Here is a 26733-nt window from a genome sequence, read left to right as displayed (position 1 = left end):
TAGGCAAGCCTTAGTTAGGTTAGCCTGCCTTCATTCCTTGGAAGGGGCGTTGAGTCTTCGATGATGGAACCGACCGCTTCTCTCGTCCGGCTCTCTCTTGGGCAGCTGACCGACATACGCCGGCGCACCGGCGGCTTCTCCGACCGGGTGATCGCCGAGGCGTGCGCCGTCGGACTGTCGTACTGGGCCTCGGGCCAGGGCCCCTCCGGCCTCGACCTCACCGCGGGCACGCTCTTCACCGACGTGCTCGCCTGGGTCGACAACGGCGGTACGGCGCCCTGCGGTTGGGCCGTCGCCGCCGACGGCCGGAGCATCACCCTCCCGGAGGGTGTCGCACCGGACGACGTCCAGCGCGCGCTCGACGACCTGGCCGGCTTTCCGGACCGGCCGCTCGGCACCATCGGCCCGTCCGGCCCGGCGGAGCGGCTGGAGGACCTCGCCCGCTGGAACGACACCGGCGCCGACCGGGTGCGCCCCACCCTGGTGGAGATGTTCCGCGAACAGGCCCGCGCCAGGCCGGACGCCGTGGCCGTCGTCGACGAACACCGGACCCTGACCTACCGCCAGACGGCCGAGCTGTCCGCGCAACTGGCCCACCATCTCGTCGCCCGCGGGCTCACCGCCGAAGACGTCGTCGGCATCTCGCTGGAACGCTCCGCCGAGATGGTGATCGGGCTGCTGGGGGTCCTCCAGGCGGGCGGCGCGTTCGTCCCGCTCGACCCGCACTGGCCCGCGGAGCGCCGGGCCGTCGTCGTCGAGGACGCCCGGGTCGCCTTACAGCTCAACTCCTCGGGCGAGCACGCCCCCAACGAGCCGGAAGCCGTGGCCGTGGACCTCGGCGACTGGCGGTTCGGGACCCACCCCACCGAAGGGCCGTGCGTCACCGTCCCCGGCGACTCACTGGCGTACGTCATCTTCACCTCCGGTTCGACCGGGCGGCCCAAGGGCGCCATGATCCGGCACGAAGCCATCAGCGAGCGCCTGTTGTGGCAGATCCACGAGATCCTGGGCTTCGGGCACGACGACGCGTCCCTGTTCAAGGCCCCGCTGTCCTTCGACATCTCCGTCAACGAGATCTTCCTGCCCCTCGTCAGCGGCGGCAGGCTCGTCGTCCTGCGGCCCGGCGGGGAACGCGACCCGCACCACCTGCTCGGTGTGATCGCCGAACAGCGCGTCACCTTCACCTACCTCGTCTCGTCCATGCTGGACGTACTGCTGGAAATGGCGGGCGACTCGGGACGCCTCGACAGCCTCCGGCACGTCTGGTGCGGCGGCGAGGTCCTCACTCCCGAGCTGTACGAGCGCTTCCGAGCCCGACTCGGCATCCCCCTGTACCACGGCTACGGCCCGGCCGAGACGACGATCGGGGTCTCGCACGTCGTCTACCGGGGCGCGGCGGAGCGCCTGTCGACGTCGATCGGCCGGGCCAACCCCAACACCCAGCTCTACGTCCTGGACGACGAACTGCGGCCGGTCCCGGTCGGCGTCGGGGGCGAACTGTACGCGGGGGGACTGCTGCTGGGGCGCGGCTATGTGAACGCCCCGGGGCTCACCGCCTCCAGGTTCGTGGCGAACCCCTTCGCGAACGACGGCTCCCGGCTGTACCGGACCGGCGACCTCGCGCGCTTCGCCCCCGACGGCACCCTCGACTTCCTCGGCCGCGCGGACAACCAGGTCAAGATCCGCGGCATGCGGCTGGAGATCGAGGACGTCGAGGCCGGCCTCGCGGAGCACCCCGGAGTACGGCACACCTGCGTCGTCGCGAAGAAGAACACGGCGGGCGGCACCTACCTCGTCGGATACGTCATCCCGGCCGCCGGCCACGAGGACCTGCGCGCGGACGACGTCAAGGCCTGGGCCGGCGCGCACATGGTCGAGTACATGGTGCCCACCCACGTCGTCGTGATGACGGAGTTCCCGCTCACCGCGAACGGCAAGCTCGATCGGAACGCGCTGCCCGAGCCGGTCGTCGGCACCGCCTCGGTCGTCCCGCCCACCACCGACGAGGAGCGGACGGTGTGCGCGGCGGTCGCGGCACTGCTCCACCTCGACCGGGTCGGCGTCGACCAGGACTTCTTCCGGCTCGGCGGAGACAGCATCCTGGCCATCTCCCTGCTGAGCGCACTGCGCGACGCCGGACTGTACGTCACGGCAGGGCAGATCTTCACCCACAGCACGGTGGGCGCGCTGGCGGCGGTGGCGAGTCGCGAGGACACCACGGCCGTGGACCACCGCGACGTGCCCACGGGCACCGTCGTGGGCTCCCCCGTCGTGCAGTGGCTCGGCGAGACCACCGACGCCGTCGACGGCTTCGTCCAGTCCGTCGTGCTCAACACCCCGGCGGACCTGACCGCCGACGCCCTCGACACGATCCTCGCCGCGGTCGTCCACCGCCATCCCATGCTGCGGGCCAGGCTCGTGCGCGGTGAGCGCTGGGGGTTCGACATCCCGGACGCGGACGCGGACACTGACGCGGCACCGGCAGCGGCGCTCTGGCAGGAGAGCGACCTGCCGCTCGAAGCGTGCCTCGCCCTCGCCACCGAAGGGCTGGATCCGACGGGCGGCGCGATGCTGCGCGCCGTCTGGCGCCGCACGTCACGGCACCTGGTCCTCGTCGTCCACCACGTGGTGATCGACGGCGTGTCCTGGCGGGTGCTGATGGACGACCTGGCCACGGCCTGGCGACAGCTCGCCTCCGGCGCGGCGATCGAACTTGCGGCGGAGGGAACGTCGTTCCGGCGCTGGACCCAGTTGCTCGAGCGCGCGGCGTTCGACGCGGACGGCGCCCCCTACCGGCGCCCGCTGCCCGGGCCGGACGAACCGCTCGGCAGACGCGACCTGACCGCGGACGACACCGTGGCGCGCGAGCGGGTCCGGGCCCTCCCGGTCGACGCCCGGACCACGGCCGCGCTCCTCGGTGCGACACCCGCGAAGTTCCACGCGGGCGTCAACGACGTACTGGTGACCGCGCTCGCCGTCGCCCTCGCCCGATGGCGCCGCCACCTCGGCCAGGAGCAGACCTTCGCGCACATCGAACTCGAGGGCCACGGCCGTGAGCCGCGCTTCGTCGCCCCGTCCGCCGGCTTCGAGCCGGAACTCTCCCGAACCGTCGGCTGGTTCACCACCCTCTTCCCGGTGACCGTCGACCCCGGCACGGCCGCCGACCCCACCGCACCCGAATACCTGGCCGCCGCCCTCAAGGCGGTCAAGGAAGACCTCGCGCGCGTCCCGGACAACGGCGTCTCCTACGGCGCCCTGCGCCATCTGGCCCAGGTCGCCTTCGACGCCCCGGCACCCCAGGTGCTCTTCAACTACCTGGGCCGCTTCGACGCGGGAACGTCCGCCGACTGGCAACTCGCCCGCACCACGGGACAACTGGGCGAGAAACGCGACCCGCGCATGCGCCTGCCCCGCGCCCTGGAGTTCAACGCGATCGCCGAACCCGCGGCCGACGGCGCCTACGAACTGGTCACCGCCGTCTCCTGGCCCGACGGCGTGTTCACCGACGCGGACATCACGACCCTCGGCACCTACTACCGGGAGGCGCTCACCGGGCTGGCCGCGCTGGAGCACGGCGGCCACTCACCCAGCGACTTCCGCCCGCTGACGCTCACCCAGGACGACGTCGACGCCCTGGACGGCCCGGCGCTGCGGGACATCCTCCCCCTGACACCGCTGCAGGAAGGCCTGTACTTCCACTCGGTCTACGACGAAGCCACCGGCAGATACGTCGAACAGCAACTGCTCACCCTGGAGGGCGAGGCGGACCCGGCCCGGCTGGCGGCGGCCGCCACCCGGCTGCTCACCCTGCACCCGAACCTGGCCGCACGCTTCGTGGCCCTCGCCGACGGCCGCGTGGTCTGCGTACTGGAGAGCGGGGCCGAGGCGCCCTTCACCACACTGGACCGTCCCGGCATCACCGACGACGAGATCCACGAGCTCGCCGAGCGCGACCGCCGCGCGGGATTCGACCTGGCCGCCGGCCCGCTGATGCGGTACACGCTGATCCGCGCCGGAGCCGGCCGGCACGTCCTGGTGCAGACGGTGCACCACATCGTCGCCGACGGCTGGTCGGTGCCGCCCATGCTGCGCACCCTGCTGGCCGAGTACCACGCCCCGGGGTCCGGTTACGCGCGCGGCGGTTTCCCCGACCACGCACGCCGTCTCGCGGCGCGGGACGACGAGGCGAGCGACCGGGTGTGGGCCGGGGAACTGGCCGGGCTTGCGGGGCCGTCCCTGATCGCCGAAGGACACACACCCTCGGAGCACTTCGCCGACGTCGCCGTGACGGCGGACACCGACGTCGACGCGGCGGCCCGGTCGGCCGGTGTGCCCCTGAGCGTGGCCGTGCACAGCGCCTGGGCGCTCACGCTCGGCGGCATCCTGCACAGCGACGACGTCGTCTTCGGCTCCACGGTGTCCGGACGGGACGCGGACGTGCCCGGCATCGAGGACATGGTGGGCCTGTTCATCAACACGGTCCCCCTGCGCGCCCGGTGGACCGCCACCACGACCGCCCGCGAACTGCTCGCCTCCGTCCGGGCGCACCAGAGCGCGGTACTGCCGCACCAGCACGTCTCGCTGGCGCGCATCGCCCGCCGGGCCGGCACCGGTGCGCTCTTCGACACCCTGGTGGTCTTCGACGTGGCGGCCGACGTGCACGCGCTGAGCCGCCCCGGCGACACACTCGTCGTCACCGACGTCGTCAACGAGGGCTCCCCGCACTATCCGCTGACCCTGGTGGTGGAGCGTACGCCGGAAGGCGCCGCGCGCTTCAATCTGATCTTCGACGCCGAGCTGCTGCGGGAGACCGACGTCCGCGGGATCCTGAACACGTTCACGAGCAACCTCACCGGCCTGCTCACCCGGCCGGACACCCCGGTGGACGACCTGGCGCCCGGGGGAGCCGGACGCGCCGAACCGGTCGCACCGACGACCCTGAGCGCACTGTTCGACGCCGCGGCGCGCCGTGCCCCGGCCGCCACCGCCGTCACCCAGTGCGCGCTCGACGGCGCCACCCGGTCCGTGACCTACGGCGAACTGACCCGGGCCAAGGACGACCTGGCCGCCGTCCTGCGCGCGGCCGGCGCCGGCCCCGGCAAGCGGGTCGCCGTCGCCGTACCGCCCTCCGTCGAACAGGTCGCCGCCCTGGTCGCCGTCGTCGCCACCGGCGCGGCCTACGTGCCGCTGGACCCGGCGTACCCGGACGAGCGTCTGGAGTACGTGCTCGCCGACTCCGCCCCGCAGGTCGTCCTCGTGGACCCCGGGCAGCGCGACCGCTTCACCCGGCTGCTGGCCCGCACCGGCGTGCCGGCCCGCGTGCTGGTGCCGGGGGAGGAGCACGACGAGCACCCGCACCCCGCCGGGGAACCGGAGCCGGGACCCGGTTGGCACGACCCGGCGTACGTGATCTACACGTCCGGATCGACCGGCCGGCCCAAGGGCGTCGTCGTCCCGCACTCCAGTGTCGTGACGCTCCTCGACCGCACCCGGCCCGAGATGGCCTTCGGCCCGGACGACGTGTGGGTCCAGTTCCACTCCTTCTCCTTCGACTTCGCCGTCTGGGAGCTGTGGGGCGCCCTCGCGCACGGCGGTGAGCTGCTCGTGCCGGACTACGGGCTGACCCGCTCCCCGGTCGACTTCCACCGCCTGGTCCGCGAGCGCGGGGTGACGGTGCTCAACCAGACCCCGTCGGCGTTCCACCGCTTCGCCGAGGCCGACCGGCACGCGGGCGAGCCGCTGCCCGCACTGCGCCGGATCATCTTCGGCGGGGAGGCGCTGGACCTCGGGCGGCTGCGCGACTGGGTCGAACGGCACGGCACCGACTCGCCCCGGCTGGTCAACATGTACGGCATCACCGAGACCACCGTCCACGTCACCCAACGGGTGCTGACCGCCGCCGACTTCGCTCCGGGCGCCGCCACCGCCAGCCCGGTGGGCGGACCGGTCCCCGGCCTCGTCACCCACCTGCTCGACGACCGGCTGCGCCCGGTGCCGCCCGGCCGGGTGGGCGCCATCTACGTCGCCGGCGACCAGGTGTCGCTCGGCTACCTGGGCAGGCCGGGGCTGACCGCGGGCAGGTTCGTGGCGGACCCGTTCAAGGCGGACGGCTCCCGCATGTACCACACCGGTGATCTCGCCCGCCGGACGTTCGGCGGCGAGCTGGAGTTCGTCGGCCGCGCCGACGACCAGGTGCAGCTGAAGGGATTCCGCATCGAACCGGGCGAGGTGGAGTCGGCGATCCGCGATCTCGACGGCGTGGTCGACGCCGCCGTCACCGTGGCGGACAGTGAGGACCACCTGGTCGCGCACGTCGTGGGCCGGGTGCCCGCGGACCTCACCGCGCTGCTGGCGGCGAAACTGCCCGCGCACATGGTGCCCGGCCGGGTCCTCACGGTGGACGCCCTGCCGCTGACGGTCAACGGGAAGCTGGACCGCAACGCGCTGGCCGAGCGCGCGGCGCTGCCACCGGCCGCGAGCGTGGACGCGCCGAGCGCGGGTGCGCCGATCGGTGGTGCGTTGCACGGTGCTGCGCCGGACGGCGGGGCGACAGGGGGCGGGGACGGCGCCGCCCTCGCCGCCCTCGTCGACATCTTCGCCGACACGCTGCCCGGTTCCGTCCCGGACGCCGACACCGACTTCTTCACCGCCGGAGGCGACAGCATCGTCGCCATCACCGTGATCAACCGCGCCAGGGCGCTGGGCCTGCCGGTCGCACCCCGCGACGTGTTCCTGCTCCGCACCCCGCGCGCGCTCGCCGAGCACCTGGCCACCCGCACGCCCCGTGCCACGGCACCCGCACCCGCCCGCCAGGAGGACGGCCCGCTGCCGCCCACGCCGATCATCCTGCGCCGGCGGGGACTGGGCGGCTCCCTCGCCCGGTTCGCCCAGGCCAGAACGCTGACGGCACCCGACGGGACAGGACTCGCCGACGCGGAGCGCGCCGCACGGGCCGTCGTCGCCACGCACCCGGCGCTGCGACTGCGGCTGCGGACCGACCACGGGGTGTGGTCCCTGCGCACCGACCCCGTCCGCGAGGTCACGGTCGCCCGCGCCGCCGGCACGGACGCGACGACCGCGGCCGACGAGGCGGCCGGCCGGCTCGACCCCGAGACCGGCGACGTCATCGCGTTCACCTGGCTGGAGGCGAGCCGCACCCTCGTGGTGGTCGTGCACCACTTCGCCGTCGACGCAGTGTCCTGGCTGATCCTGCTGGACGACCTGGCCACCGCCATGCGCGGTGCGGCCCTGGCCCCGCCGACCACCTCCTACGCCGAGTACGCGGAAGCACTCACGCACCGGTCCACTCGCGGGTCCGACGGCCTGGCCCACTGGATCACCACGCTCCAGGCCCCCGCCCCGCTGCCCGCCGCCCGGAACCCGCGCGAGCGGACGGTCGTACTCGCACCCGACGTGAGCGACCGCGTCACGCGCACCGCGCCCGCCGCACTGGGCCTCGGTCTCACCGAACTGCTGTGCGGCGCGCTGCGCACCGCCCTGACCCGCGTCCAGCCGTCGCCCACCGACCTGGCGGTCGACCTGGAGCGGCACGGCAGGGTCCCGGCCCTCGAGCACCACGACTACACCCGCACGGTCGGCTGGTTCACCGCCATCGCGCCCGTACGGCTCACCGCCCACACCGACCCCGTCGCCGCGGCCCGCGAGGTCGCCGAACGCCAGCCGGACGAGCACGCGCACGTCGCCTACGGCGGGCTCAGGTACCTCAACCCGCAGACCGCCCCGCTGCTCGCCGCCGCCCACCCGCAGGTCTTGTTCAATTACCTGGGCCGGGGCGGCGAGTCGGAGGCACCGCGGCTCACCGGCGCGGACCCGGGCGGTCCGTACGCCGTCGAGGTCAACGCCTGGACCGACGCCGCCACCGGCAGCCTGCACGCGGCCTTCACCCTCGCCGAGGGCGTCCCCGACGAGATCACCGAGCACTGGCACCGTGCCCTTGAACACCTCGCGGACGCCGCCGGCACGGCCGAGCGTACGGCGCCGGTCACCCCGCTCCAGCGGGGCCTGTACTTCCAGGCCCAGCTGGCGGGCCCGGCCGGGCACTACGTCGCCCAGAGCTGGTTCACCTTCGAACGGCGCCTGGACCCCGAGGCGTTGTCCCAGGCGATGGCGTACGTGCTCGCACGGCACTCGGCCGTGGGCGCGGGCTTCACCTCGGACGAGGACGGGAACCCCGTCCAGGTCCTCTCCGCCGGCCGGCGGGTGGACGTCCGCACGGTCGAGGCGGCGACGGAGGCGGAGGCCGACGCCCTCCGCCTCCGGGACCGGGAGGCGGGATTCGACCCCGGCGAACCGCCGCTGATCCGGCTCACCGTGGTCCGTCTGCCCGACGACCGCGACGGCCTGCTGCTCAGCTACCACCTGCTGCTGTGGGACGGCTGGTCGCGGGAGATCGTGCTGCGCGACCTGTTCGACGCCTACCGTGCCGTGCTGGAGGGCGCTCCCCTGGACGCCGTACCGGCCGGCCCGCGATTCGAGGACCACGCCCGGGCCCTCGCCGCGAAGGATCCGGCCCCGGCGGAACGCTTCTGGGCCCGGCACCTCGCCCATCTGCCCGGCCCGACCCTGCTCGCCGGACCGTCGCCCGCCCTTCCCGACGCCCTGCCGCGCGCACTCGTGCACACGCTGTCCTCCGGACAGTCGGACGCCCTGCGCGAGGCGGCCCGGACCCACGGCGTCACCCTGAACACCGTGCTGACCGGAGCCTTCGGCCTGCTCCTGGGCGCGCGCACCGGCCGAGCCGACGCCGTCTTCGGCGTGACCGTCTCCGGCCGGGAGGGCGCGGGACTGGCCGACGTCGTGGGCGTACTGCTCAACACCGTGCCCATGTGGACGCGGGCCCGGCCGCACGACACGGTCGGCGCCTATCTGACGGCCGTGCAGGCGGCCAGGGTCGAGGCCATGGAGCACGAGCACCTCGGGCTCGGCGAGATCCAGCGGGCCGGCGGCCACGACACGCTGTTCGACAACCTGTTCGTCCTCCAGAACTTCCTGGACCTGGACGCCCTCGCCGAGATGAACGCCAGGCACGGCATCACCTCGGTGCGCGCCGACGACTCGACCCACTATCCGTTCACCTGGGTGGTCACCCCCGGCGACCGGCTCACCGTCAAACTGGAGTACCGCGACCACGACACCCCGGGCGCCCGCGGCCTCCTCGACGACTACCTGCGCGTGCTCGACGACCTGACCGGGGCCGCCGGGCCCACGGCGACGATCGGGGCCCTTCCCGGTCTGGCGCCGGCGCCCGAGCCCGCCGAACGCACCGACGTCGGCACGGACACCGTCGTGGACCGCTTCGACCGGGCGGCCGACCGCGCCCCGCGCCGGACGGCACTCGTCGCCCACGGATCGACCCTGACCTTCGCCGAACTGCGGGACCGCAGCCGGGCGGTGGCCGGTGTGCTCGTCCGGCGCGGCATCGGCCCGGAGACGACGGTGGGCCTGGCGATCCCGCGCTCCCTCGACTCGATCGTGGCCCTCTTCGCCGTGCTGCGCACCGGCGCGGCGTACGTGCCGCTCGAGCTGGACCACCCGGACGAGCGGATCGCCGCGATCGTCGCGGACGCCCGCCCGGACGCCGTACTCACCGTGAGTACGGTGGCGCACCGGCTCGGCGGCGGCCTCGACCTGATCGAGCTGGACCGTCCGCTGCCCGAGGCCGAGCCGTTCGTGACCTTCGCGCCGGACGACCCGGACCGGCTGCGGCACCCCGCCTACACCATCTACACCTCCGGCTCGACCGGCCGGCCCAAGGGGGTGGTGACCGAGTACGCGGGACTCACCAACATGCTGCTCAACCACCGGCGGCGGATCTTCGAACCCGTCCTGGCGGCGCACGGCCACCGGACCCTGCGCATCGCCCACACCGTGTCCTTCGCGTTCGACATGTCGTGGGAGGAACTGCTCTGGCTCGCCGACGGCCACGAGGTGCACGTCTGCGACGAGGAACTGCGCCGCGACGCGCCCAGGCTGGTCGAGTACTGCCTGGAGCACGGGATCGACGTCGTCAACGTCACCCCGACCTACGCGCAGCAACTGGTCGCCGAGGGCCTGCTCGACGACCCGGCCCGCAGGCCCGCGCTGGTGCTGCTGGGCGGCGAGGCCGTCACCCCGGCACTGTGGACGCGGCTGGCCGAGACCGAGGGCACCGTCGGCTACAACCTGTACGGGCCCACCGAATACACCATCAACACCCTCGGCGTCGGCACCTTCGAGTGCTCCGACCCGGTGGTGGGCGTGGCGATCGACAACACGGACGTGTACGTCCTGGACCCGTGGCTGCGACCGCTGCCCGACGGCGTCCCCGGCGAGCTGTACGTCGCGGGCATCGGTATCGCGCGCGGCTACCTCGGGCAGCCCGCGCAGACCGCGCACCGCTTCGTCGCCTGCCCGTTCGGCGCCCCCGGCGAGCGCATGTACCGCACCGGGGACCTGGTGGCGCGGCGGCCGGACGGGAACCTGACCTACCTCGGCCGCACCGACCAGCAGGTCAAGATCCGCGGCCACCGGGTCGAACTCGGCGAGGTCGAGGCCGCGTTCGCCGCCCACCCGGCGGTGCGGTTCGTCGCCGCCGTCGCCCAGCCCGATCCGCAGGTCGACGGCGCCCACCGGCTGGCCGCGTATCTCGTCCTGGACGGCGCGGACCTGGCCGAGGTCGCCGCCGAAGTCGGCGCCGCACTGCCGGACTTCCTCCGTCCCACCCACTACGCCCAGGTCGACGGCATCCCGCTGACCGTGAACGGGAAGGCCGACACCAAGGCGCTCCCGGAGGCCAAGCCGCTGGGCGCGCTGACCACGGCAGGGGAGCGGGCACCGGAGTCGGAGACCGAGACGACGGTGTGCGAACTCTTCGCCGAGGCCCTGGACCTGGACGACGACGAGGTGAGCGCCGTGAGCGACTTCACGGCCCTCGGCGGCCACTCCATGCTGGCGGTGCGGCTGACCGGGCTGCTCCGCCGGGAGTACGGTCCAGTGATCACGATTCGCGATCTGTTCACCCTGCGAACCCCGGAAGCGATTGCCCGCCACCTCGATGACCACTCCTGACACCCAGCGGCCCCGCGCGGGGTCCGACATCCTCCGTACCGCCCTGCGGCGCAACGTCGGCGCGATGGCCTGGGGCACCGTCCTCATGGGTCTCTACCAGGCCGGTGAGACCGCCTTCCCCATCGCGCTCGGCCTGATCGTCGAGCACACCATGCGCCACCGCAGCCCCGGCGCACTCGGCCTCTCCGTGGCCGCGCTGGCCGTGATCATCACGACCGTGTCGCTGTCCTGGCGGTTCGGGATGCGGATCCTGCAGAAGGCCAACACGACCGAGGCGCACCGCTGGCGGGTCCGGGTCGCGGGCGCGGGACTCCAGCCGGTCGCCAGGGACGTCGACCTCAAGTCCGGCGAGGTGCTGACCATCGCCACCGAGGACGCCGACCAGACCGCCGACATCATCGAGGTGGTGCCGCTGCTGATCAGCTCGCTGGTGGCGGTGCTGATCGCGGCCCTCGCCCTGGGGCTGGCCGACCTGCGGCTCGGACTGCTGGTCATCGTGGGCACCGTCGGGATCCTGTCCGTCCTGAGCGTGATGTCCAAACGCATCGGCTCCAGCACCCGTGAGCAGCAGGCGCGGGTGGCGCGTGCGGGCGCCAAGGTCGCCGACCTCATCATCGGCCTGCGCCCCCTGCACGGCTTCGGCGGCAACCACGCGGCGTTCCGTTCCTACCGCCGGGTCAGCACCGACGCGAAGCACCAGTCGGTCACCGTGGCCCGCGTGGGCGGTGTCTACGCGGGCACCGCCCTCGCCCTCAACGCGGTGCTCGCCGCGGCCGTGACCCTCACGGCGGGGTGGCTCGCCTTCGAGGGGCGGATCAACGTCGGTGAACTGGTCATGGCCGTGGGTCTCGCGCAGTTCATCATGGAACCGCTGAAGCTGTTCTCCGAGATGCCGAAGTACGTGATGATCGCCCGTGCCTCCGCCGAGCGGATGGCCCTGGTCCTCACCGCGCCGCCGGTGACGACACCGGGGCGGGAACGGCCGGCCGGGGGCACCGGCCTGGAGGTGGACTGCGTCCGCCACGGGACACTGCGCAAGGTGCGCTTCCGGGTGTCCGCGGGCGAGTTCGTGGCCGTCGCCGCGTACCAGCCGCGCGCCGCCGCCGACCTCGCGGCGGTCCTCGCCCTGAACGTCCCGCCCGACGCCTACGAGGGCACGGTGCGGGTCGGCGGGCGCGACGTCGCGGACCTCGCGGTCGAGGCGGTCCGCGAGCATCTGCTGGTCAACCCGTACGACGGCGAGATCTTCGCGGGCACCCTGCGCTCCAACATCGACCCGACGGGCACCAGCCGTGTCGTCTCCGAAGCGGTCGAGGCGTCGATGCTGACCGACGTCGTCGCCCTGCACCGGGAGGGGCTCGACCACGCCGTCCGGGACCGGGGCGCCAACCTCTCCGGAGGCCAGCGCCAGCGGCTCTCCCTGGCCCGCGCCCTGGCCGCCGACACCGACGTCCTGGTGCTGCGCGACCCGACCACGGCCGTCGACGCCGTCACCGAACAGCTCATCGCGCGGGGCGTCGCCGAACTGCGCCGGGGCCGCACCACCCTGGTGATCACCAGCAGCCCCGCCCTGCTGGACGCCGCCGACCGGGTGCTCGTCCTGGACGACGGCGTCGTCACCGCCGAGGACACGCACCGCCGCCTGCTGGCCACCGACGAGCAGTACCGCCTGGCAGTGACCAGATGACCGGCCGGCCCGTTGACCAGGTGCCCCCGCGCCGGATGTTTGGCCCGGCGCCGACAGGAAAGGGGCTCTGTGATCACCGGAGGCGACAATCCGGTGCAAATCGTGTGTAACCCGAGCGCAAGGAGGTATCGATGTCCTCGAAACGACGTCGCAAGAAGAAGGCCCGCCGCAAGAACGGCGCCAACCACGGCAAGCGTCCCCAGAGCTGAGGACGCCCCGGCGTCGAGGGTGGGCGGCGGCCGCGCCGCCCACCCTCACGTTCCGGCCACGCCGTCCCGCGCCAGTACCCAGGCCACGTCCCGCAGGAGCGCCTGCCGCCAGCCCGCCCGGTCGTGGCCCGACGCCGACCTGGAGACCCGCACGGTCGCACCGGCCCGCTCGGTGAGATCCTCCACCAGGCAGCAGTGCGGAAGCATCCGCCTCTCGTGCTCGCCCACGTCGAAGGCCACCCGCAGCCCGGACAGGTCGGGGCGCCCGCGCAGCCGGGCCGCGAGGGTGCCGCCGAGCGGGCCGCCCAGCGGGTCCGCCCGGTCCACGGCCTCCGGAGTCCACCACACCGACGGCGACTGGCAGGCCACCCGCGAGACCAGACCGGGGAACTCCACCGCCGCGTAGAGGGCACTCAGCCCGCCCAGGCTCTGCCCCGCGACCACGAGCCGGTCCGCGTCGGCGGGCACACCGCTCTCGGCCACGAGGGGCAGCAACTCGTCCCGCACCGCCTCCCACAGTCCTGGCCGGCAGCCGAACTCGGCCGCGCGGTCCCTGGCGGGCAGGAACACCAGCGTGACCGGCGGCATCTCACCGCTCTCGACGGCCGAGTCGAACGCGGTCGCGGCCGGGTGCAGATGCAGCCAGTCGTCCCCGTCGAGCAGCAGTACCAACGGTCCGCCCCCGCCCGCCGGGTGGACCCGCACGGTACGCCGCCCGCCCAGTCGTTCGCTCGTCCACCGCAGCCGGGTGCGGGGGAGGGGCAGGACGTCGTCGGCGCCGACCGCCGGCCAGTGCGGCTGGGGCGGCGCGTCCGGGGTCGCGGCCACGGACCGTTCGCCGCCCGCACCGGCCGGGTTGCACGGGTCGGCGTACGCGGCGTCGCCCACCAAAAAGCGGTACGTCACCCGCAGCCGGGCCGGCATGCGCACCAGCGCGTACCAGCAGTCCGTGACGCCCCACCGGCGCAGCGGCACCGGCTCCGACCAGCTCTCGAAGGCGACGGTCGCCGCCTCGGACCCGCGCCGCAGGAACAGTGTCGTCCAGCCGCCCGCGCCGTCCGGCACCGACGCGGGCGTGCGCGCGGTGGCCCAGAAGGCGTCCGTACCGGGAGTGCCGGGCAGCCCGAACCCGGTGAACGGCTCTTCCCCCGCCAACTCCATGAAGGCCTCCTTGTGGAGCGCGAAGCCCGAAGGCTAAGCTCGCCAGTTATTAGGCGAGCCTAACCTAATCCCACGGGAGGTTCCGGATATGAGCACCAACCCGTTCGACGACACCGACGGCCGCTTCCTCGTCCTCGTCAACCACGAGGGACAGCACTCGCTGTGGCCCTCCTTCGCCCAGGTGCCCGGCGGATGGACCGTCGCCTTCGAGGAGAACACCCGGGACGCCTGCCTGGAGTACGTCGAGACCAACTGGACGGACCTGCGCCCCCGTTCCCTGGCCGAGTCCGCCGATTCCTGACCGGCGCCGCCCCCGCCGTCCATTCCCGCCCTTTTCCGCTCCCGTGAAATGCGCCTGACGGTGCGTCGGTGAATTGCCCGCAGAAACAGAAGTCCGCAGTTCTGTTAATTTTTGCGCCGTTCGCCGATCTTGTCATGGGCGCGTCCGGCCAGCAGAGTTCTCCATGCGAACAGGGCCTTCTCTCCTCGCCCTCGATCCGCACTTCCCCCACAAGCCGCCGCAGGCGGCTGTCCGGAAATGGAGAAATGATGCTTCGTCTACGCGCGATCATGGCGTCGGGTGCCGCAGCGGCGGCGCTGGTCGTGTCCTCGGGCGCGGTCTCGGCACACGGCACCACCGGGGCGGACTCTCCCGCGCCCGGCGGACGTTACCCGGCGCAGATGGTGCGGGCTCTCGGCGACTCGCTGGGGATCAGCGACGCGAGCGCCGCACGGCGGCTCGACTCGCAGGCCCGTCAGCAGTCGGTGCTCGCCACCCTGCGTTCCTCCGGTGTCGACCCGCGCGGGGCCTTCTTCGACGACGGCCGCCTGACGGTGAACGTCACCGACGCGAGCACGGCCCGTGAGGTCGAGGCCGCCGGCCTCGTGGCACGCATAGCACGGCACAGCGCCGGCGAACTGGACGCCGTCAAGGAGGCGCTGGACAAGGCCGCGAAGCGGGAACTGCCGACCGGCGTCCAGGGGTGGGGTGTCGACCCCGTGAAGAACAAGGTGGTCGTCCGGGTACGCGACACGGCGACGGCGGCCGACCGCGAGTTCCTGAACAAGGCCGCGTCCTACGGGGCCGCGGTCGCCGTACAGGACAGCGAAGGCAAGGCCGTCTCGATGGCCGGCACCGTCTACCCCGGCAGCCGGATGGACTACGGCAACCACTACTGCTCGGTCGGCTACGGCGCCCGCGACTCGTCGGGCCGGCAGGTCCTGGTCACCGCCGGGCACTGCGTGGAGAACCTGCCCGACCTGTACTACGACGGCTCGCACTTCGCCAAGGGCACCACCACCCGGTTCCACCACGGGCGGGACAGCGTCGACATGGGCCTCGCCTCGGTCGACGCCGGCACGACCATCGCGCCCCAGGTCGGCACCTGGGGCAACGGTGGCAACATCGCCGTCCGGGGCAGCCGGCGGGCCCCGGTCGGTTCCGACGTCTGCAAGTCCGGCGCCACCTCCGGCTGGACCTGCGGCTCCATCAAGGCCTACGACTACTCGGTGACGTACACCGACCCCGGCCAGCCGGCCACCCTCGTGACCGACCTCGGGCTGAGCGACGCCTGCGACCTGGGCGGGGACAGCGGCGGCCCCTGGATCTCCGGCAACCAGGGCCAGGGCCTGACCTCGGGCGGCCTGACCGACAACCGCTGCAACGGCGTCTACGGGCAGGGCACCTCGTACTTCCAGCCGCTGGACGACGCGCTGCGGTACTACGGGCTGAGCCTGAACACCGCCTGACCGATCCGCGGACCGGGCCCGGCGCGACGTTCTCCCCAGGCGCCGCGCCGAGCCGGTGGACCACCCGTACCCTGTGGTGATCCACGACGGCAGGGCTGCCCCGCTCACCGGCGGCGGCAGCCCTGCCGCCCCCTGACAGAACCGTTCGGGAGCCGTCGATGAACCAGCGGGACGACCGGCCGGAGGCAGCCCCGCCCGAGGAGGCGGGGCGCGCGGACGGGCTCACCTTCGGGGAGGCCCTCCAACGGGCGCTGAAGGCGCGCGGACTGTCCCTGCAGCGTCTGCACCACCACCTCGGGCAACGCGGCATCTCGGTGAGTCCGGTGACGTTGAGCCACTGGCAGCGGGGCCGCAGTCAGCCCGAGCGCCGGCAGTCCCTGCGGGCGGTGGCGGAGATCGAGGTCATCCTGAAGCTGGCGCCGGGAACGCTGCAGTCCCTGCTGGCCCACCGGCGCCCGCGCGGCAGGGCGCTCGCCCCGACGAACCGGGTGCCGGACGCCCTCTCGCGGGTTCTGAGCCCCGGCGCGCCCCTCGAGCGGGCCCTGGGAGAGGACGCCTACCGGTTCAACGAGAACCTCCTCACCCTCTCCGTGTCGGAGACCGTGCACCTCGACGACCACGGGTGCATCGAGCGCTACACGGTCAACCACGTGGTGCGCGCCACCCGTGACGACGTGCGGCACCTGACGGCCCACCACAACCTGGACGATCCCGGCACGCCCTCCGTGCAAGTGACCGTGAATTGCGGGCGCCTGCAGGCACTGTGTTTCCGTCAGGACGTCAGTTCCGCGGTATTCGACATCGGATTCGGGCGCGCCCTTCGGCGCGGCGAAACCGCGATCATCGACTACACCCTCGACATCGGGCCCCGGTGCCGGCCCTCGAACCATCACGAGCGCACCCTGCCCGTCCCGGTCCGGCAGTATCTCCTGCACGTCTTCTTCCATCCCCGGTACCTTCCGTCGGCCGTGCACGGGTACTACCGCCACAATTCCGAAGCCGAGCGGGAGGAACTCCGTCCGCTCGGCCTGGACGCTTCCCACAGCGTCCACATACTGCCCGCGAAATGTCAGGCCGGTATTTACGGAATCGCCTGGGGCCGGCGGGAGAACGCCGGGCCCCACGAGCGGCCACCGCAGTACTCGGCCGACTGACGCGCACCGCCGACGACGGTGCGCGTCCCCGCCAGGAGACAACGATGCTTCGATCCCGCTTCACCGTGGAAGCCACCCCCGCCACCGTCCGCGCCGGGCGCAAGAGGATCGCCGCCACCGTGCGGTCGTGGGGTGTCCTGCTGTCCGAGGAACAGCGCGTACGTCTCGAACTGGTGGCCTCGGAACTGCTGACCAACGGCCTGCTGCACGCGGGGGGACGGCTGGCCGTGGACGTCGTCCTGGACGAACACCTCCTCGTCGTCGAGGTGTCCGACACGAACCCGCGCCTGCCCCGGCGGCGCCGTGCTGACCCCGATGCCGAAGGAGGACGCGGGCTCGCCGTCCTTGACGGTCTGTGCGTCCTGCGGGGTGCGGAGGCCACGGAGACCGGGAAGCGCTGCTTCGCGGTCGTGGACCTCAACGCCCCCGTCCGGCAGGGGGAGGCGGTGCCGCCGGTCGCCCTCGCCGGCGACGACGCCGAGCACGAGCGGTGGTCGCTCACGCCGGCCGGGGGCCGGCTGCTGGGGGCGCTGCTCCCGGGGCCGGAACGACCGACCCGGTCGTGGACGTCGTAGGGCGGGGCCACCCGCCCCGCGGGCGTCGTACTCGCGGTCGACCCCGCGCATCCGGAGCGGCTCGTCACGACCGCTGCAGGTCGCGCCCCGGCCCGGGACGCCGGTTCCGCAGACGGCACGGCCCCCTCACGGCCGGGCGTGCCGGTGGGCGTGAGGGGGCGGTCGGGCCGGCCGGCGCCTAGCAGCTCAGGTTGCCGCCGGGCTCGACGCCGAGGAGCTGGGTGAAGCGCTCGTAGTTGTCGATCCGGCTCTGGACCTGTCCGGGGTTGCCCCCGTCGCACTCCAGGCTGCCGTTGATGGCGCGGATGGTCTCCCCGAACCCGGCGCCGTTGACCATGGCGTCGTGCGGCGTCATGGTGCCGGGTCCGGACTGGGTGTTCCAGTACCAAAGGCCCGTCTTCCAGGCCACGGCCGAGTCGTTCTGGACCAGGTCGGGATTGTTGAGCAGGTCGATGCCGAGGGCGTCCCCGGCGGCCTTGTAGTTGAAGTTCCAGCTCAGCTGGACGGGCCCGCGCCCGTAGTACTTGTCCGTGCCGGCCGGGCAGCCGTACGGCTGGGAGGCGTCGCAGTAGTGCGGGTAGTTGGCGGTGTTCTGCTCGACGACGTGCACCAGCCCGCCGGTCTCGTGGCCGACGTTGGCGAGGAAGGCGGCTGCTTCCTGCTTCTTCACCGTGTCGCTGCCGGTGTTCGAGAACCCCGGGTAGGCGCTGAGCGCGGCGGTGAGGCCACTGTAGGTGTAGAAGGAGTTCCGGTTCGGGAACATCTGGTCGAACTGGGCCTCGCTGACCACGAATGCGGCGGCGGTGGCCCGGGTGCCCGGCTTCTCGGCCTTCTCGGCGACGGCCGTCGGAGCCATGGTCAGGGTGCACAGGGCGGCGGCCGCGCCGGTGGCGGCCAGCAGAGCGAGCTTGCGGTGCTGCACGGTGGGGACTCCTGCTCGGTGGGAGGGAGGAGGCAGGGGCGGCGGAGGGGAGCGACCGCGCACCCGCGAGGGGACGTGGCCGCTCCCGGACTGCTCCGCCCGGCCCGTCAGCCGCCGACGTTGACGTCGATGCAGGCGTAGAACGCGTTGGACGTGTCGGCGACGTTCCAGACGGCGAGGACCTTCTGCTGCCCGGTGAGCCCGCCGAAGTCGACCTGGTGGTTCACGACCGCGTCCGGCTTCGCGCCGCCGTCGTCGAACCGCGCGATCCGCTGACCGCCGACGTAGTACTCCCACGTGCTGGTGGCGTGCTGTGCCGTCAGCCGCCACGAGAACGTCGTGGTCTTCGACACCGGGGTGACCTGCCACCCCTTGCTGTCGTCGTCCAGCTCCGCGAACCGGCTGTTGCCGCCGCTGCAACTGGTCAGGCCCTTGGGACCCTCGACGCTCTGGGGCTCGTACGTGATGTCGCCGCAGGACACCGTGCCCGCCGCACACTGGGCCTGACGGCTGGGCGGGTCGGAGATGTAGCCGTGTGCGCTCGCCGACGAGGCGGGCAGGCTCACTGCCACGACAGGGGCGAGGGCCGCGCCGATCAGGGCAGCGGTCTTCCGACGTGCGTGCATGGGGAACTCCTTCACTTCCGGCCGTCCCGGGGCCACGCGCGGCCGTGTGTGGGGGACCGCGCGCACGCCGGTACGGCCTCTCGTGGGTGGGGCCAGGAGGCGCGAAGGCGACGCGCACTCACCGTCCCCGCAGGGGCGTGGGGACCCCGGCAGGGCTCAACTCCGCAAGCGGAGCGGTGAGTTCTGTTGGACTAGACCATACAAGCGGTCGACGTGACCGTGTCAAGAGTGTGTCAACGGCGAACAGTGGGCCGGGCAAGTCGACGCGGGGGTGCCGGGCAATCTCGCTCAGTGCGCTGCGCGCCGTGTTCTCATGCCCGTGCCGCTTTCCCGGGCCGGGTCATTTCCTCCGGAAGGCTGCGAACGCCCCCGGGGGTTGGTGGCAGCCTCGGGCGCCAGTCCGCGGCCGTCGTCCGGCGACGCCGCACAGGAGATGGCTCACAGCAGGCATTGTGCCCTGGCCGCGAACGGGTGCGGACAGGCCGGGACCGCGACGGCCGTTACCCTGCACCCGTGATCAACTCACCTGTGAGTCATGGCGACACCGAGGTCGCAATCGCCGCCGCCCGGGCCGGCGCGGAGATCGTACGGGCCCGGTACGGGCGTCGGCTGGCCCGATTCGACAAGGGGGGTGGGGACTTCGCCACCGACGTCGACGTGGCGGCCGAGGAGGCGATCCTCGACGTCATCCATGCGGCCCGGCCGCGGGACGCGGTGCGCGGGGAGGAGAGCGGGCGGCGGGGACCGGCCGACGCCGGGCGGGAGTGGTTGGTGGATCCCCTGTGCGGCACCCTCAACTACGCCGTCGGTACCGCGCTCGTGGCCGTCAACGTGGCGTTGCGCGGCGGCCCCGCGGCGGTGGCCGACCCGTTCGGCGGCGAGGTCTTCCACACCGACGGGGAGCGCGCCCGGGTACGGCGCGACGGCCGGGACACCGCACTGGCGCCCACCGCGGCCACCCGGCTCGTCGACGTGAACCTCGATCCGCCCTTCCCCGGCGCGCCCGCGTTCCGTGCGGTGGACCTGCTCGCCCACCCCGGGTTCCGGCAGGAGTTCCGGCCCCGGGTGGTGTCGACGACACTGGCACTGGCCTGGGTCGCGGCCGGGAAACGTGCCGCCTATGTCACCGACGGCACCGGCCTCACGGAGAGCGTGCACTTCGCCGCCGGCATCGCGCTGTGCCGGGCGGTCGGCTGCGTCGTCACCGGAGTCGACGGCGGCCCGGTCGGTCCCGCCGGCCGGGGGCTGGTGGCGGCGGCCGACGCCGAGACGCACGGGCTGCTGCTGTCGCTGATACGTGAGCCACTCGGCGCCGCACCCGGGCGCCGCCGGTAGGGCCGACCGGGTAGAGGATGCCCCGCTCGGTGCCGCCCGCCCGGGAAACGGCCTCGGCGCTGCTAGTTTCGCCAGCCGTCGGACAAACGCGGACGTCTCGGTCAGAGGCGGGCATCGCTTGCAGAGGGAGTACGGGTGACTGGTGTGCGCGAGGAAGCGTCGGGGACGGGCGCCCCGTTCGGGCGAAGGACCTTCATGGCGTCGGCCGTCCTGACGGCCGCGACCCCCCTCTCGGCGGCCGCCCCCGTCTCGGCCGCCGCGCCCGTCCGGGCGGCCGGGCGGCCCGAAGGTGCCGTCTCCGGCTGCCGGTCCGTGGCCCGGCTGCTCGCCGTACCCCGCGGCGGCCGCGGTGCCGGCTGGCTGCGGGAGGCCCTGCAGGTCGCCGTGGCCCTCGAACTCGCCACGATCCCGCCCTACCTGTGCGGATGGTGGTCCGTGGGGGATCGCACCAGCCACGTCGCGCGCCTCATCCGGCGCATCATCGGCGACGAGATGTACCACATGGGCGTCGTCTGCAACCTGCTGGTGGCCGTGGGAGGCCGGCCGCGGATCACGGACGCGGCCCTCGCCTACCCGGGCCCCCTGCCCGGCGGGGTGCGCGACGGGGTGAACGTCTACCTCTCGGGCCTCAACAGGCCCTTCGTGCACGACGTGATGATGGCGATCGAAGCCCCCGAGGCGCCCCTCGCCCGCGGCTTGAACGGCTCGCCCAGCATCGGCCACTTCTACGACGAGCTCATGAGCGCCTTCCGGTCCACGGCGCCCGAACTGTCGGCCCGCGGGCAGCTCTCCCAGCGCATCGGCTCCGACGTCCTGGAACCCGTGACCGACCTCGACGGCGTCGAGCGGGCCATCGAGACCATCAAGGAACAGGGGGAGGGCACCACCAGTTCCCCCGAGGACGCCTTCGGGGACGACTACCCGGCCCACTACTACGCCTTCGGCGAGATCTACCACGGACGGCAACTGCGCCGGGAGGACGACGGCTGGCGGTTCACCGGCGCCCCCGTGCCCTTCCCGGACGCGCGTCCCATGGCCCGGGTCTCGGCCGGCGGATGGCCCGACCCGTCGCAGCGCGTCCGGGATCTCCTCGACCGCTTCGACACCGCCTACGCCAACGTGCTGAGCACCCTCGAGACGGCCTGGGCCGACGGCGACGCCCGCACCCTGGGTTCCGCCGTCCGGACCATGGGCGGGCTGGAGGCCCCCGCGCTCGAGCTCATGGAAATCCCCCTCCCGGGAGCCCGCGGCACCTACGGCCCCCAGTTCCGCCCGCCCCGCGCATGATGCCCGCCCCGCGCGTGATGCCCGCCCCGTGTGACGGCCCGGAGGGTCAGTGGTTGCCGGTGAGGGTGCCGCCGAGCCTCTCGCGCATGACGGTGCTGTGCTCGTTGAGGCCGACGATCTCGACCTGCTTGCCGCGCTGCGCGTACTTGGTCTCGATCGCGTCCAGGGCGGCGACGGACGAGGCGTCCCAGATGTGGGTGGCGGACAGGTCGATGACCACCTGGTCGGGGTCACCGGCGTAGTCGAAGCGCGAGACCAGGTCGTTGCTGGAGGCGAAGAACAACTCGCCGGTGACGGAGTAGACGACCTGGCCGCCGTCGGGGTCGGTCACCGAGGTGACGTCGGCCAGGCGGGCCACCCGCCTGGCGAAGACGACCATCGCGGTGACGGAGCCGACCACGACGCCGACGGCCAGGTTGCTGGTGGCGACCACGACCGCGACGGTGATCACCATGACGAGGATCTCACCGGCCGGCATCCGCTTCAGCGTCCTCGGGGCGACGGAGTGCCAGTCGAACGTCGTGAACGACACCATCACCATCACCGCGACGAGGGCGGCCATCGGGATGTCGGACACGACCGGGCCGAAGACGATGCACAGCACCATCAGGAACGAGCCCGCCAGGAACGTGGACAGGCGGGTACGCGCGCCGGACACCTTCACGTTGATCATCGTCTGGCCGATCATGGCGCATCCGCCCATGCCGCCGAAGAAGCCGGTGACGATGTTGGCGATGCCCTGACCGATCGACTCGCGGGTCTTGTCGGAGTGGGTGTCCGTGATGTCGTCCACCAGCTTCGCCGTCATCAGCGACTCCATGAGCCCGACCAGCGCCATGGCGAGTGCGTACGGGGCGACGGTCGTCAGCGTGTCGAGGGTGAACGGCACGTCGGGCAGCCCCGGCACCGGCAGCGCGTGGGGCAGCTCCCCCTTGTCTCCGACGGTCGGCACGGCGATGCCGGCCGCCACGGTGACGACGGTCAGGACGACGATGGAGACGAGCGGCGCGGGGACCACCCGGGTGACCTTCGGGAAGAGCACCATCAGCACCAGCCCGCCCGCTGCCAGCGGGTAGACGGGCCAGGGCACGTCGGTCAGCTCCGGCACCTGCGCCATGAAGATGAGGATGGCCAGGGCGTTGACGAAGCCGACCATCACCGAGCGCGGCACGAAGCGCATCAGCCTGGCCACCCCGAGCGCGCCGAGGACCACCTGGAAGACACCGGCGAGGATGACCGCCGCGACGAGGTAGCTCAGGCCGTGCTCGCGGTTCAACGGGGCGATCACCAGGGCGACGGCGCCCGTCGCCGCGGAGATCATCGCGCGGCGGCCGCCCACGACCGAGATGGTGACGGCCATGGTGAAGGCCGCGAACAGGCCGATCTCCGGGTCGACCCCGGCGATGATCGAGAACGAGATCGCCTCCGGGATCAGGGCGAGGGCGACGACGAGTCCGGCGAGGACCTCGGTGCGCCACACCTTGGGGTCGGAGATCCAGTCGGGCTTGAGGCCGCGCAGACGCGCGGCGGGGGAAAGCGCGGGAGCAGACAAGAGGGAGGTACCCGTCGTGGTCGGGCACGCCCGGCGGCGAGGGGCGTGCGGGGAAGCGCGGGGGCCGCGCGGTGGTGGGCCGAGGTGGGAAGAACACGGCGTGCCGTCGAGAACGGCCGCCGGCTCAGGGGCGAAGCGTCACGGCGGGCAGACGGCGGCGCGGGGCATCATGGGCATGCGCTCGCTCTCTCCTGCCGGCGTCGGTCTTCGCCGGGAGCTTCCTCGGCCCCGGCAGTGGCATGGTGGACCGGGTCTCCCGCACCGTGTCGGGCCTCCCGCACCATAGAGTGCCGAACGGCACAGCGGCCCGGCACCCGGGCAACTCTACCCTAACGTTACGGTAGAGATCCAAGCCGTCGCGGTGGCGGCAGGACGGACGACGAGGAAGGCGCAGCGTGAGCGGCGGGCACATGCAGATCGGCGAGGTGGCGGCCAGGACCGAGTTGTCGCTGCGCACGATCCGGCACTACGAGGAGACCGGCCTGGTCGTCCCCTCCGCACGCTCACAGGGCGGCTTCCGGCTGTACACGGAGGCCGACGTCGCCCGCCTCATGGTCGTGCGCCGCATGAAGCCGCTCGGCTTCACCCTCGACGAGATGCGCGATCTGCTGGAGGCCACCGACCGCCTGGACCGCGGCGACGGGCCGCTGCCGGCCGACGAGCGTGAGCAACTCCTGGAACGCGTCCGAGACTTCGAACGGGCGGCCCGGCAGCGGGTGGCCGACCTGCGGACCCAGCTGGCACGGGCGGAGGAGTTCGCCGCGACGCTGGCCGACCGGCTGGAGAGCGCGACGGCTCCGTAGGCACGAGGGTTCTCCCGGGCCCCGGATGTTCCGCCGGACGCGCTCGCGGCTACTGGCCCTGCATGATCTGGATCAGATTGCCGCAGGTGTCGTCCAGGACCGCCGTGGTGACCGGACCCATCTCCAGCGGCTCCTGGGTGAAGTGCACCCCGAGTCCGCGCAGCCGGTCGTACTCCGCCCGCACGTCGTCCACGGCGAAGGAGGCGGCGGGAATGCCGTCCTGGGCCAACGCGGTCCGGTACGGCCCCACCGCGGGATGACCGGAGGGCTCGAGGAGCAGCTCGGTCCCGTCGGGAAGCTCCGGGGAGACCACCGTCAGCCAGCGGTCCCCTCCGGCCCCCACGGGCACGTCGTGCTTCTTCACAAAGCCCAGCGTCTCGGTGTAAAAGCGCAGGGCATGGGCCTGGTCGTCGACGAAAACGCTGGTGAGCTGGATCTTCATGGGAGCTTCTCCGGTCGTGGGTTCCGGGCCGTCGGGTCGCGAGGTGCTCGGGCGGGCCGAAACCCTCCGGGACACCACTTCCCTATCAACTGCCCGCGCGTCCGGCAAACGGCCCCGGCCTCGGCCGGAGCCGAGGTGGTGAGCATCCGGCCGGGTCGGTCACTGTCCGGCCGGGGCGGGACGACGTCGTGAGGGCCCTCCCGTGCGCGTCCGTTCAACGGCCGCCGAGTCCCTGGACCGGACCGGCCAGGGCGGCGACCAGGGCCTCCGCGGAGAGCGCGGGCACCGTACGGCCGCCGAAACCGGTCGTCGTGCTCGCCGCGAGCAGCGAGTTGAGCACCGCTTCCTCGACCCCGTCGAGGACGGCCTCGAACAGCGGGCCCAGATCGGCGTCCGCCACCGGATGACCGGCGTGCGGCCGTGTGCCGAAGGCGACGGCGTAGTCACCACTGCCGTGGCTGTACGCCGCGCCCGTGCGGGCCAGCGCGAACACGGCGCGCCGTGCGACCCGGGTGAGCTGCCGGGAGTCGACGGGAGCGTCGGTGGCGACCACGATCATGCAGGAACCGACGTCCGCGTCCGGCCCCGGACCCTCCGGTGCGGCGCCCGGGTGCGGGGGAGCGAAGGTCCGGCCGAGGACCCGAAGCGTGCCGCCGAAGTTCGCCTGCACCAGCACGCCCACCGTGAAGCGCCGGTCTCCCACGGCCGGGACGCGGGAGGCGGTGCCGACACCGGCCTTGAACCCCAGCGCGACGGTGCCGGTCCCCGCGCCGACGCACCCCTCGGCCACCGGACCGCCCGAAGCCGTGTCCAGGGCGGCCCGCACGTGCTCCTCGTGGACGGGCCGGGCCCGGATGTCGGACAGGAAGCCGTCGTTGCACTCGCCCACGACCGGATTGAGGCTCCGTACCTCCTCGCACCCCGGCCGCCCCAGCACCCAGCCGACGAGGGCGTCGGCCGCCCGGAACGCCGACAGGGTGGAGGTGAGCAGCACCGGGGTCTCCAGCTCACCGAGCTCGGTGAGCTGAGTGGTACCGATCAGCTTGCCGTAGCCGTTGCCCGTGAACACCCCGGCCGGCAGCGGCGTGCGGGGACCGACGAGGTCCGGCACGACCGCGGTGACTCCGGTGTGCACCTCCGGCGGCCGGCGCACGGTGGTGTGCCCGACGCGGACACCGGGCACGTCGGTGATCGTGTTCAAGGGCCCGGTGTCGCAGGACCCGATGACGATTCCCAGGTCACGGGCCCGGCACCGGGCGGCGCCGGGCGCGGAGTGCGGACGAGGCGGTGATCCCATGCGGCCAGACGCTACGCCCCGGGCGACTGGCCCGGCCACGCGACGTCGTCGATCGCGAGCCACGGGGCGCCGGCCACGGCCGTGGGGGTGAGCCCGGTGAACGCCCCCACCTCCCGGTGGAGATGGGACTGGTCCGCATAGCCGCACTCGAAGGCGACGGTGGCCGGGGCCAGACCCGCCGCGAGCAGGTGGGCGGCGTGGTCGAACCGCACCAGCCGGCCGGCCCGCTTGGGCGTGATGCCCAGCTGGGCGTGGAAGCGGGCCGACAGCCGCTTGCGGCTCCAGCCGACCTCGTCGGCGAGATCCTCGACCCGTACGCGCCCCCGGCTGACCAGTGTCGTCCGCCAGGTGTGGGCGACCTCCGGATCGACCGGCGACCGGTCCGCCGTGCGGCGCCTCAGGAGGTCCGCCGCGACCGCGAACCGCTCGTCCCAGGACCCGGCGGCGCGCAGTTCCTCCTGGGCCCGCGCCGCCTCGCGGCCCCAGACGTCCTCGAAGGACTCCACCCGCCCGCCGAGCCCGCCCGACGGGCCGAGCACCGCGGCCGCCACGGCCGGTTCCAGCCGGATCTGCAGGCATGCGCCGACCCGGCCGGCGGCCCTGAGGTCTCCCGGCGCGAGGCCGACGACGAAGCTGCCGTGGCCGTGCCGGCCGGCGGCGCCGTACAGGAGGCCGTCGCCCTCGCTCAGGTCGATGAGCACGGTGACGGACGGATGCGCGACCATGGCCATGTCCACGAAGGCGGGCACGCGCTGACTGAACCCGGCCATGCTCACCCCCGGCAGCCGGACCGAGGGCGGCGGGACCGCGACGTGCACGCTCGACCAGTCGGGCGGCGCCCCGTCGGGTGCCCTGGTGGACGACACG

17 protein-coding genes are annotated in these 26733 nt (G+C 73.1%); 10 read left to right on the top strand and 7 right to left on the bottom strand.

Features of this window, described 5'->3' with window-relative positions; genetic code table 11:
* Positions 1–60 precede the first annotated feature (60 nt).
* The 3 genes from NI25_RS01080 (at position 61) to NI25_RS40715 (ending at position 12963) form a co-directional block, all read left to right on the top strand.
* Complete coding sequence (locus NI25_RS01080) at positions 61–11067, top strand: non-ribosomal peptide synthetase (protein WP_061440597.1); 11007 nt, start codon at positions 61–63, stop codon at positions 11065–11067.
* Positions 11054–12754 carry an ABC transporter transmembrane domain-containing protein gene (locus NI25_RS01075; protein ID WP_061440596.1) on the top strand — a complete coding sequence of 567 codons (1701 nt, stop codon included), beginning with the start codon at positions 11054–11056 and terminating at the stop codon, positions 12752–12754. The genes NI25_RS01080 and NI25_RS01075 overlap by 14 nt, the downstream gene beginning before the upstream one ends.
* 131 nt (positions 12755–12885) lie before the next feature.
* Positions 12886–12963, top strand: a complete 78-nt coding sequence (locus NI25_RS40715; protein ID WP_370454205.1) for a 50S ribosomal protein bL37 — start codon at positions 12886–12888, stop codon at positions 12961–12963.
* Positions 12964–13008: 45 nt separating this feature from the next.
* Here the strand turns inward: NI25_RS40715 and NI25_RS01070 are convergent, their stop codons facing one another.
* Complete coding sequence (locus NI25_RS01070) at positions 13009–14124, bottom strand: alpha/beta hydrolase-fold protein (protein WP_061440595.1); 1116 nt, start codon at positions 14122–14124, stop codon at positions 13009–13011.
* 88 nt (positions 14125–14212) lie between these two features.
* Here NI25_RS01070 and NI25_RS01065 point away from each other — a divergent pair, with 88 nt between their 5' ends.
* The 4 genes from NI25_RS01065 (at position 14213) to NI25_RS01050 (ending at position 17602) form a co-directional block, all read left to right on the top strand.
* A complete protein-coding gene (locus NI25_RS01065; protein ID WP_061440594.1) occupies positions 14213–14425 on the top strand; it encodes an MbtH family protein in 213 nt (70 codons plus the stop codon).
* Positions 14426–14673: 248 nt separating this feature from the next.
* Entirely contained in the window at positions 14674–15873 is a 1200-nt protein-coding gene (locus NI25_RS01060; protein ID WP_061446687.1) for a S1 family peptidase, read from the top strand.
* Between the two features lie 158 nt (positions 15874–16031).
* On the top strand, positions 16032–17027 hold the full coding sequence (locus NI25_RS01055) for a helix-turn-helix domain-containing protein (RefSeq protein ID WP_061440593.1): 996 nt from the start codon (positions 16032–16034) through the stop codon (positions 17025–17027).
* 44 nt (positions 17028–17071) lie between these two features.
* A complete protein-coding gene (locus NI25_RS01050) occupies positions 17072–17602 on the top strand; it encodes an ATP-binding protein (RefSeq protein ID WP_061440592.1) in 531 nt (176 codons plus the stop codon).
* A gap of 178 nt (positions 17603–17780) precedes the next feature.
* Here the strand turns inward: NI25_RS01050 and NI25_RS01045 are convergent, their stop codons facing one another.
* Together NI25_RS01045 and NI25_RS01040 are read right to left on the bottom strand one after the other, a co-directional pair.
* Positions 17781–18524 (bottom strand): chitinase, encoded by a 744-nt coding sequence (locus NI25_RS01045; protein ID WP_061440591.1) that lies wholly within the window; start codon positions 18522–18524, stop codon positions 17781–17783.
* 107 nt (positions 18525–18631) lie between these two features.
* On the bottom strand, positions 18632–19150 hold the full coding sequence (locus NI25_RS01040; protein ID WP_061440590.1) for a lytic polysaccharide monooxygenase auxiliary activity family 9 protein: 519 nt from the start codon (positions 19148–19150) through the stop codon (positions 18632–18634).
* Positions 19151–19663: 513 nt separating this feature from the next.
* On the opposite strand from NI25_RS01040, the gene NI25_RS01035 reads away from it, so the two are divergent.
* Complete coding sequence (locus tag NI25_RS01035) at positions 19664–20485, top strand: inositol monophosphatase family protein (protein ID WP_061440589.1); 822 nt, start codon at positions 19664–19666, stop codon at positions 20483–20485.
* Between the two features lie 195 nt (positions 20486–20680).
* On the top strand, positions 20681–21772 hold the full coding sequence (locus NI25_RS01030; protein WP_061440588.1) for a ferritin-like domain-containing protein: 1092 nt from the start codon (positions 20681–20683) through the stop codon (positions 21770–21772).
* A gap of 46 nt (positions 21773–21818) precedes the next feature.
* On the opposite strand, the gene NI25_RS01025 is transcribed toward NI25_RS01030, so the two are convergent.
* Positions 21819–23324, bottom strand: coding sequence for a SulP family inorganic anion transporter (locus NI25_RS01025; RefSeq protein WP_061440587.1), 1506 nt, complete (start codon positions 23322–23324; stop codon positions 21819–21821).
* Between the two features lie 395 nt (positions 23325–23719).
* Here NI25_RS01025 and NI25_RS01020 point away from each other — a divergent pair, with 395 nt between their 5' ends.
* Complete coding sequence (locus NI25_RS01020) at positions 23720–24127, top strand: MerR family transcriptional regulator (RefSeq protein ID WP_186779130.1); 408 nt, start codon at positions 23720–23722, stop codon at positions 24125–24127.
* Between the two features lie 49 nt (positions 24128–24176).
* Here the strand turns inward: NI25_RS01020 and NI25_RS01015 are convergent, their stop codons facing one another.
* The 3 genes from NI25_RS01015 to NI25_RS01005 form a co-directional block, all read right to left on the bottom strand.
* Positions 24177–24569 carry a VOC family protein gene (locus NI25_RS01015; protein ID WP_061440586.1) on the bottom strand — a complete coding sequence of 131 codons (393 nt, stop codon included), beginning with the start codon at positions 24567–24569 and terminating at the stop codon, positions 24177–24179.
* A 214-nt stretch (positions 24570–24783) separates the two neighbouring features.
* A complete protein-coding gene (locus NI25_RS01010) occupies positions 24784–25866 on the bottom strand; it encodes a P1 family peptidase (RefSeq protein ID WP_061440585.1) in 1083 nt (360 codons plus the stop codon).
* Between the two features lie 11 nt (positions 25867–25877).
* Positions 25878–26732 (bottom strand): helix-turn-helix domain-containing protein, encoded by an 855-nt coding sequence (locus NI25_RS01005; protein ID WP_107071579.1) that lies wholly within the window; start codon positions 26730–26732, stop codon positions 25878–25880.
* Between the last annotated feature and the right edge of the window lies 1 nt (position 26733).

The organism is Streptomyces sp. CCM_MD2014 (genome assembly GCF_000772045.1).
GTDB classification, from domain to species: Bacteria; Actinomycetota; Actinomycetes; order Streptomycetales; family Streptomycetaceae; genus Streptomyces; species Streptomyces salinarius.
This window is presented reverse-complemented; position numbering and strand designations above follow the sequence as displayed.

Excerpts from the sequence above, each read along its gene's own strand:
- NI25_RS01080 (WP_061440597.1), top strand. The coding sequence starts at position 61 with ATGATGGAACCGACCGCTTCTCTCGTCCGGCTCTCTCTTGGGCAGCTG.
- NI25_RS01075 (WP_061440596.1), top strand. The coding sequence starts at position 11,054 with ATGACCACTCCTGACACCCAGCGGCCCCGCGCGGGGTCCGACATCCTC.
- NI25_RS40715 (WP_370454205.1), top strand. The coding sequence starts at position 12,886 with ATGTCCTCGAAACGACGTCGCAAGAAGAAGGCCCGCCGCAAGAACGGC.
- NI25_RS01070 (WP_061440595.1), bottom strand. The coding sequence starts at position 14,124 with ATGGAGTTGGCGGGGGAAGAGCCGTTCACCGGGTTCGGGCTGCCCGGC.
- NI25_RS01065 (WP_061440594.1), top strand. The coding sequence starts at position 14,213 with ATGAGCACCAACCCGTTCGACGACACCGACGGCCGCTTCCTCGTCCTC.
- NI25_RS01060 (WP_061446687.1), top strand. The coding sequence starts at position 14,674 with ATGCTTCGTCTACGCGCGATCATGGCGTCGGGTGCCGCAGCGGCGGCG.
- NI25_RS01055 (WP_061440593.1), top strand. The coding sequence starts at position 16,032 with ATGAACCAGCGGGACGACCGGCCGGAGGCAGCCCCGCCCGAGGAGGCG.
- NI25_RS01050 (WP_061440592.1), top strand. The coding sequence starts at position 17,072 with ATGCTTCGATCCCGCTTCACCGTGGAAGCCACCCCCGCCACCGTCCGC.
- NI25_RS01040 (WP_061440590.1), bottom strand. The coding sequence starts at position 19,150 with ATGCACGCACGTCGGAAGACCGCTGCCCTGATCGGCGCGGCCCTCGCC.
- NI25_RS01030 (WP_061440588.1), top strand. The coding sequence starts at position 20,681 with ATGGCGTCGGCCGTCCTGACGGCCGCGACCCCCCTCTCGGCGGCCGCC.
- NI25_RS01015 (WP_061440586.1), bottom strand. The coding sequence starts at position 24,569 with ATGAAGATCCAGCTCACCAGCGTTTTCGTCGACGACCAGGCCCATGCC.
- NI25_RS01010 (WP_061440585.1), bottom strand. The coding sequence starts at position 25,866 with ATGGGATCACCGCCTCGTCCGCACTCCGCGCCCGGCGCCGCCCGGTGC.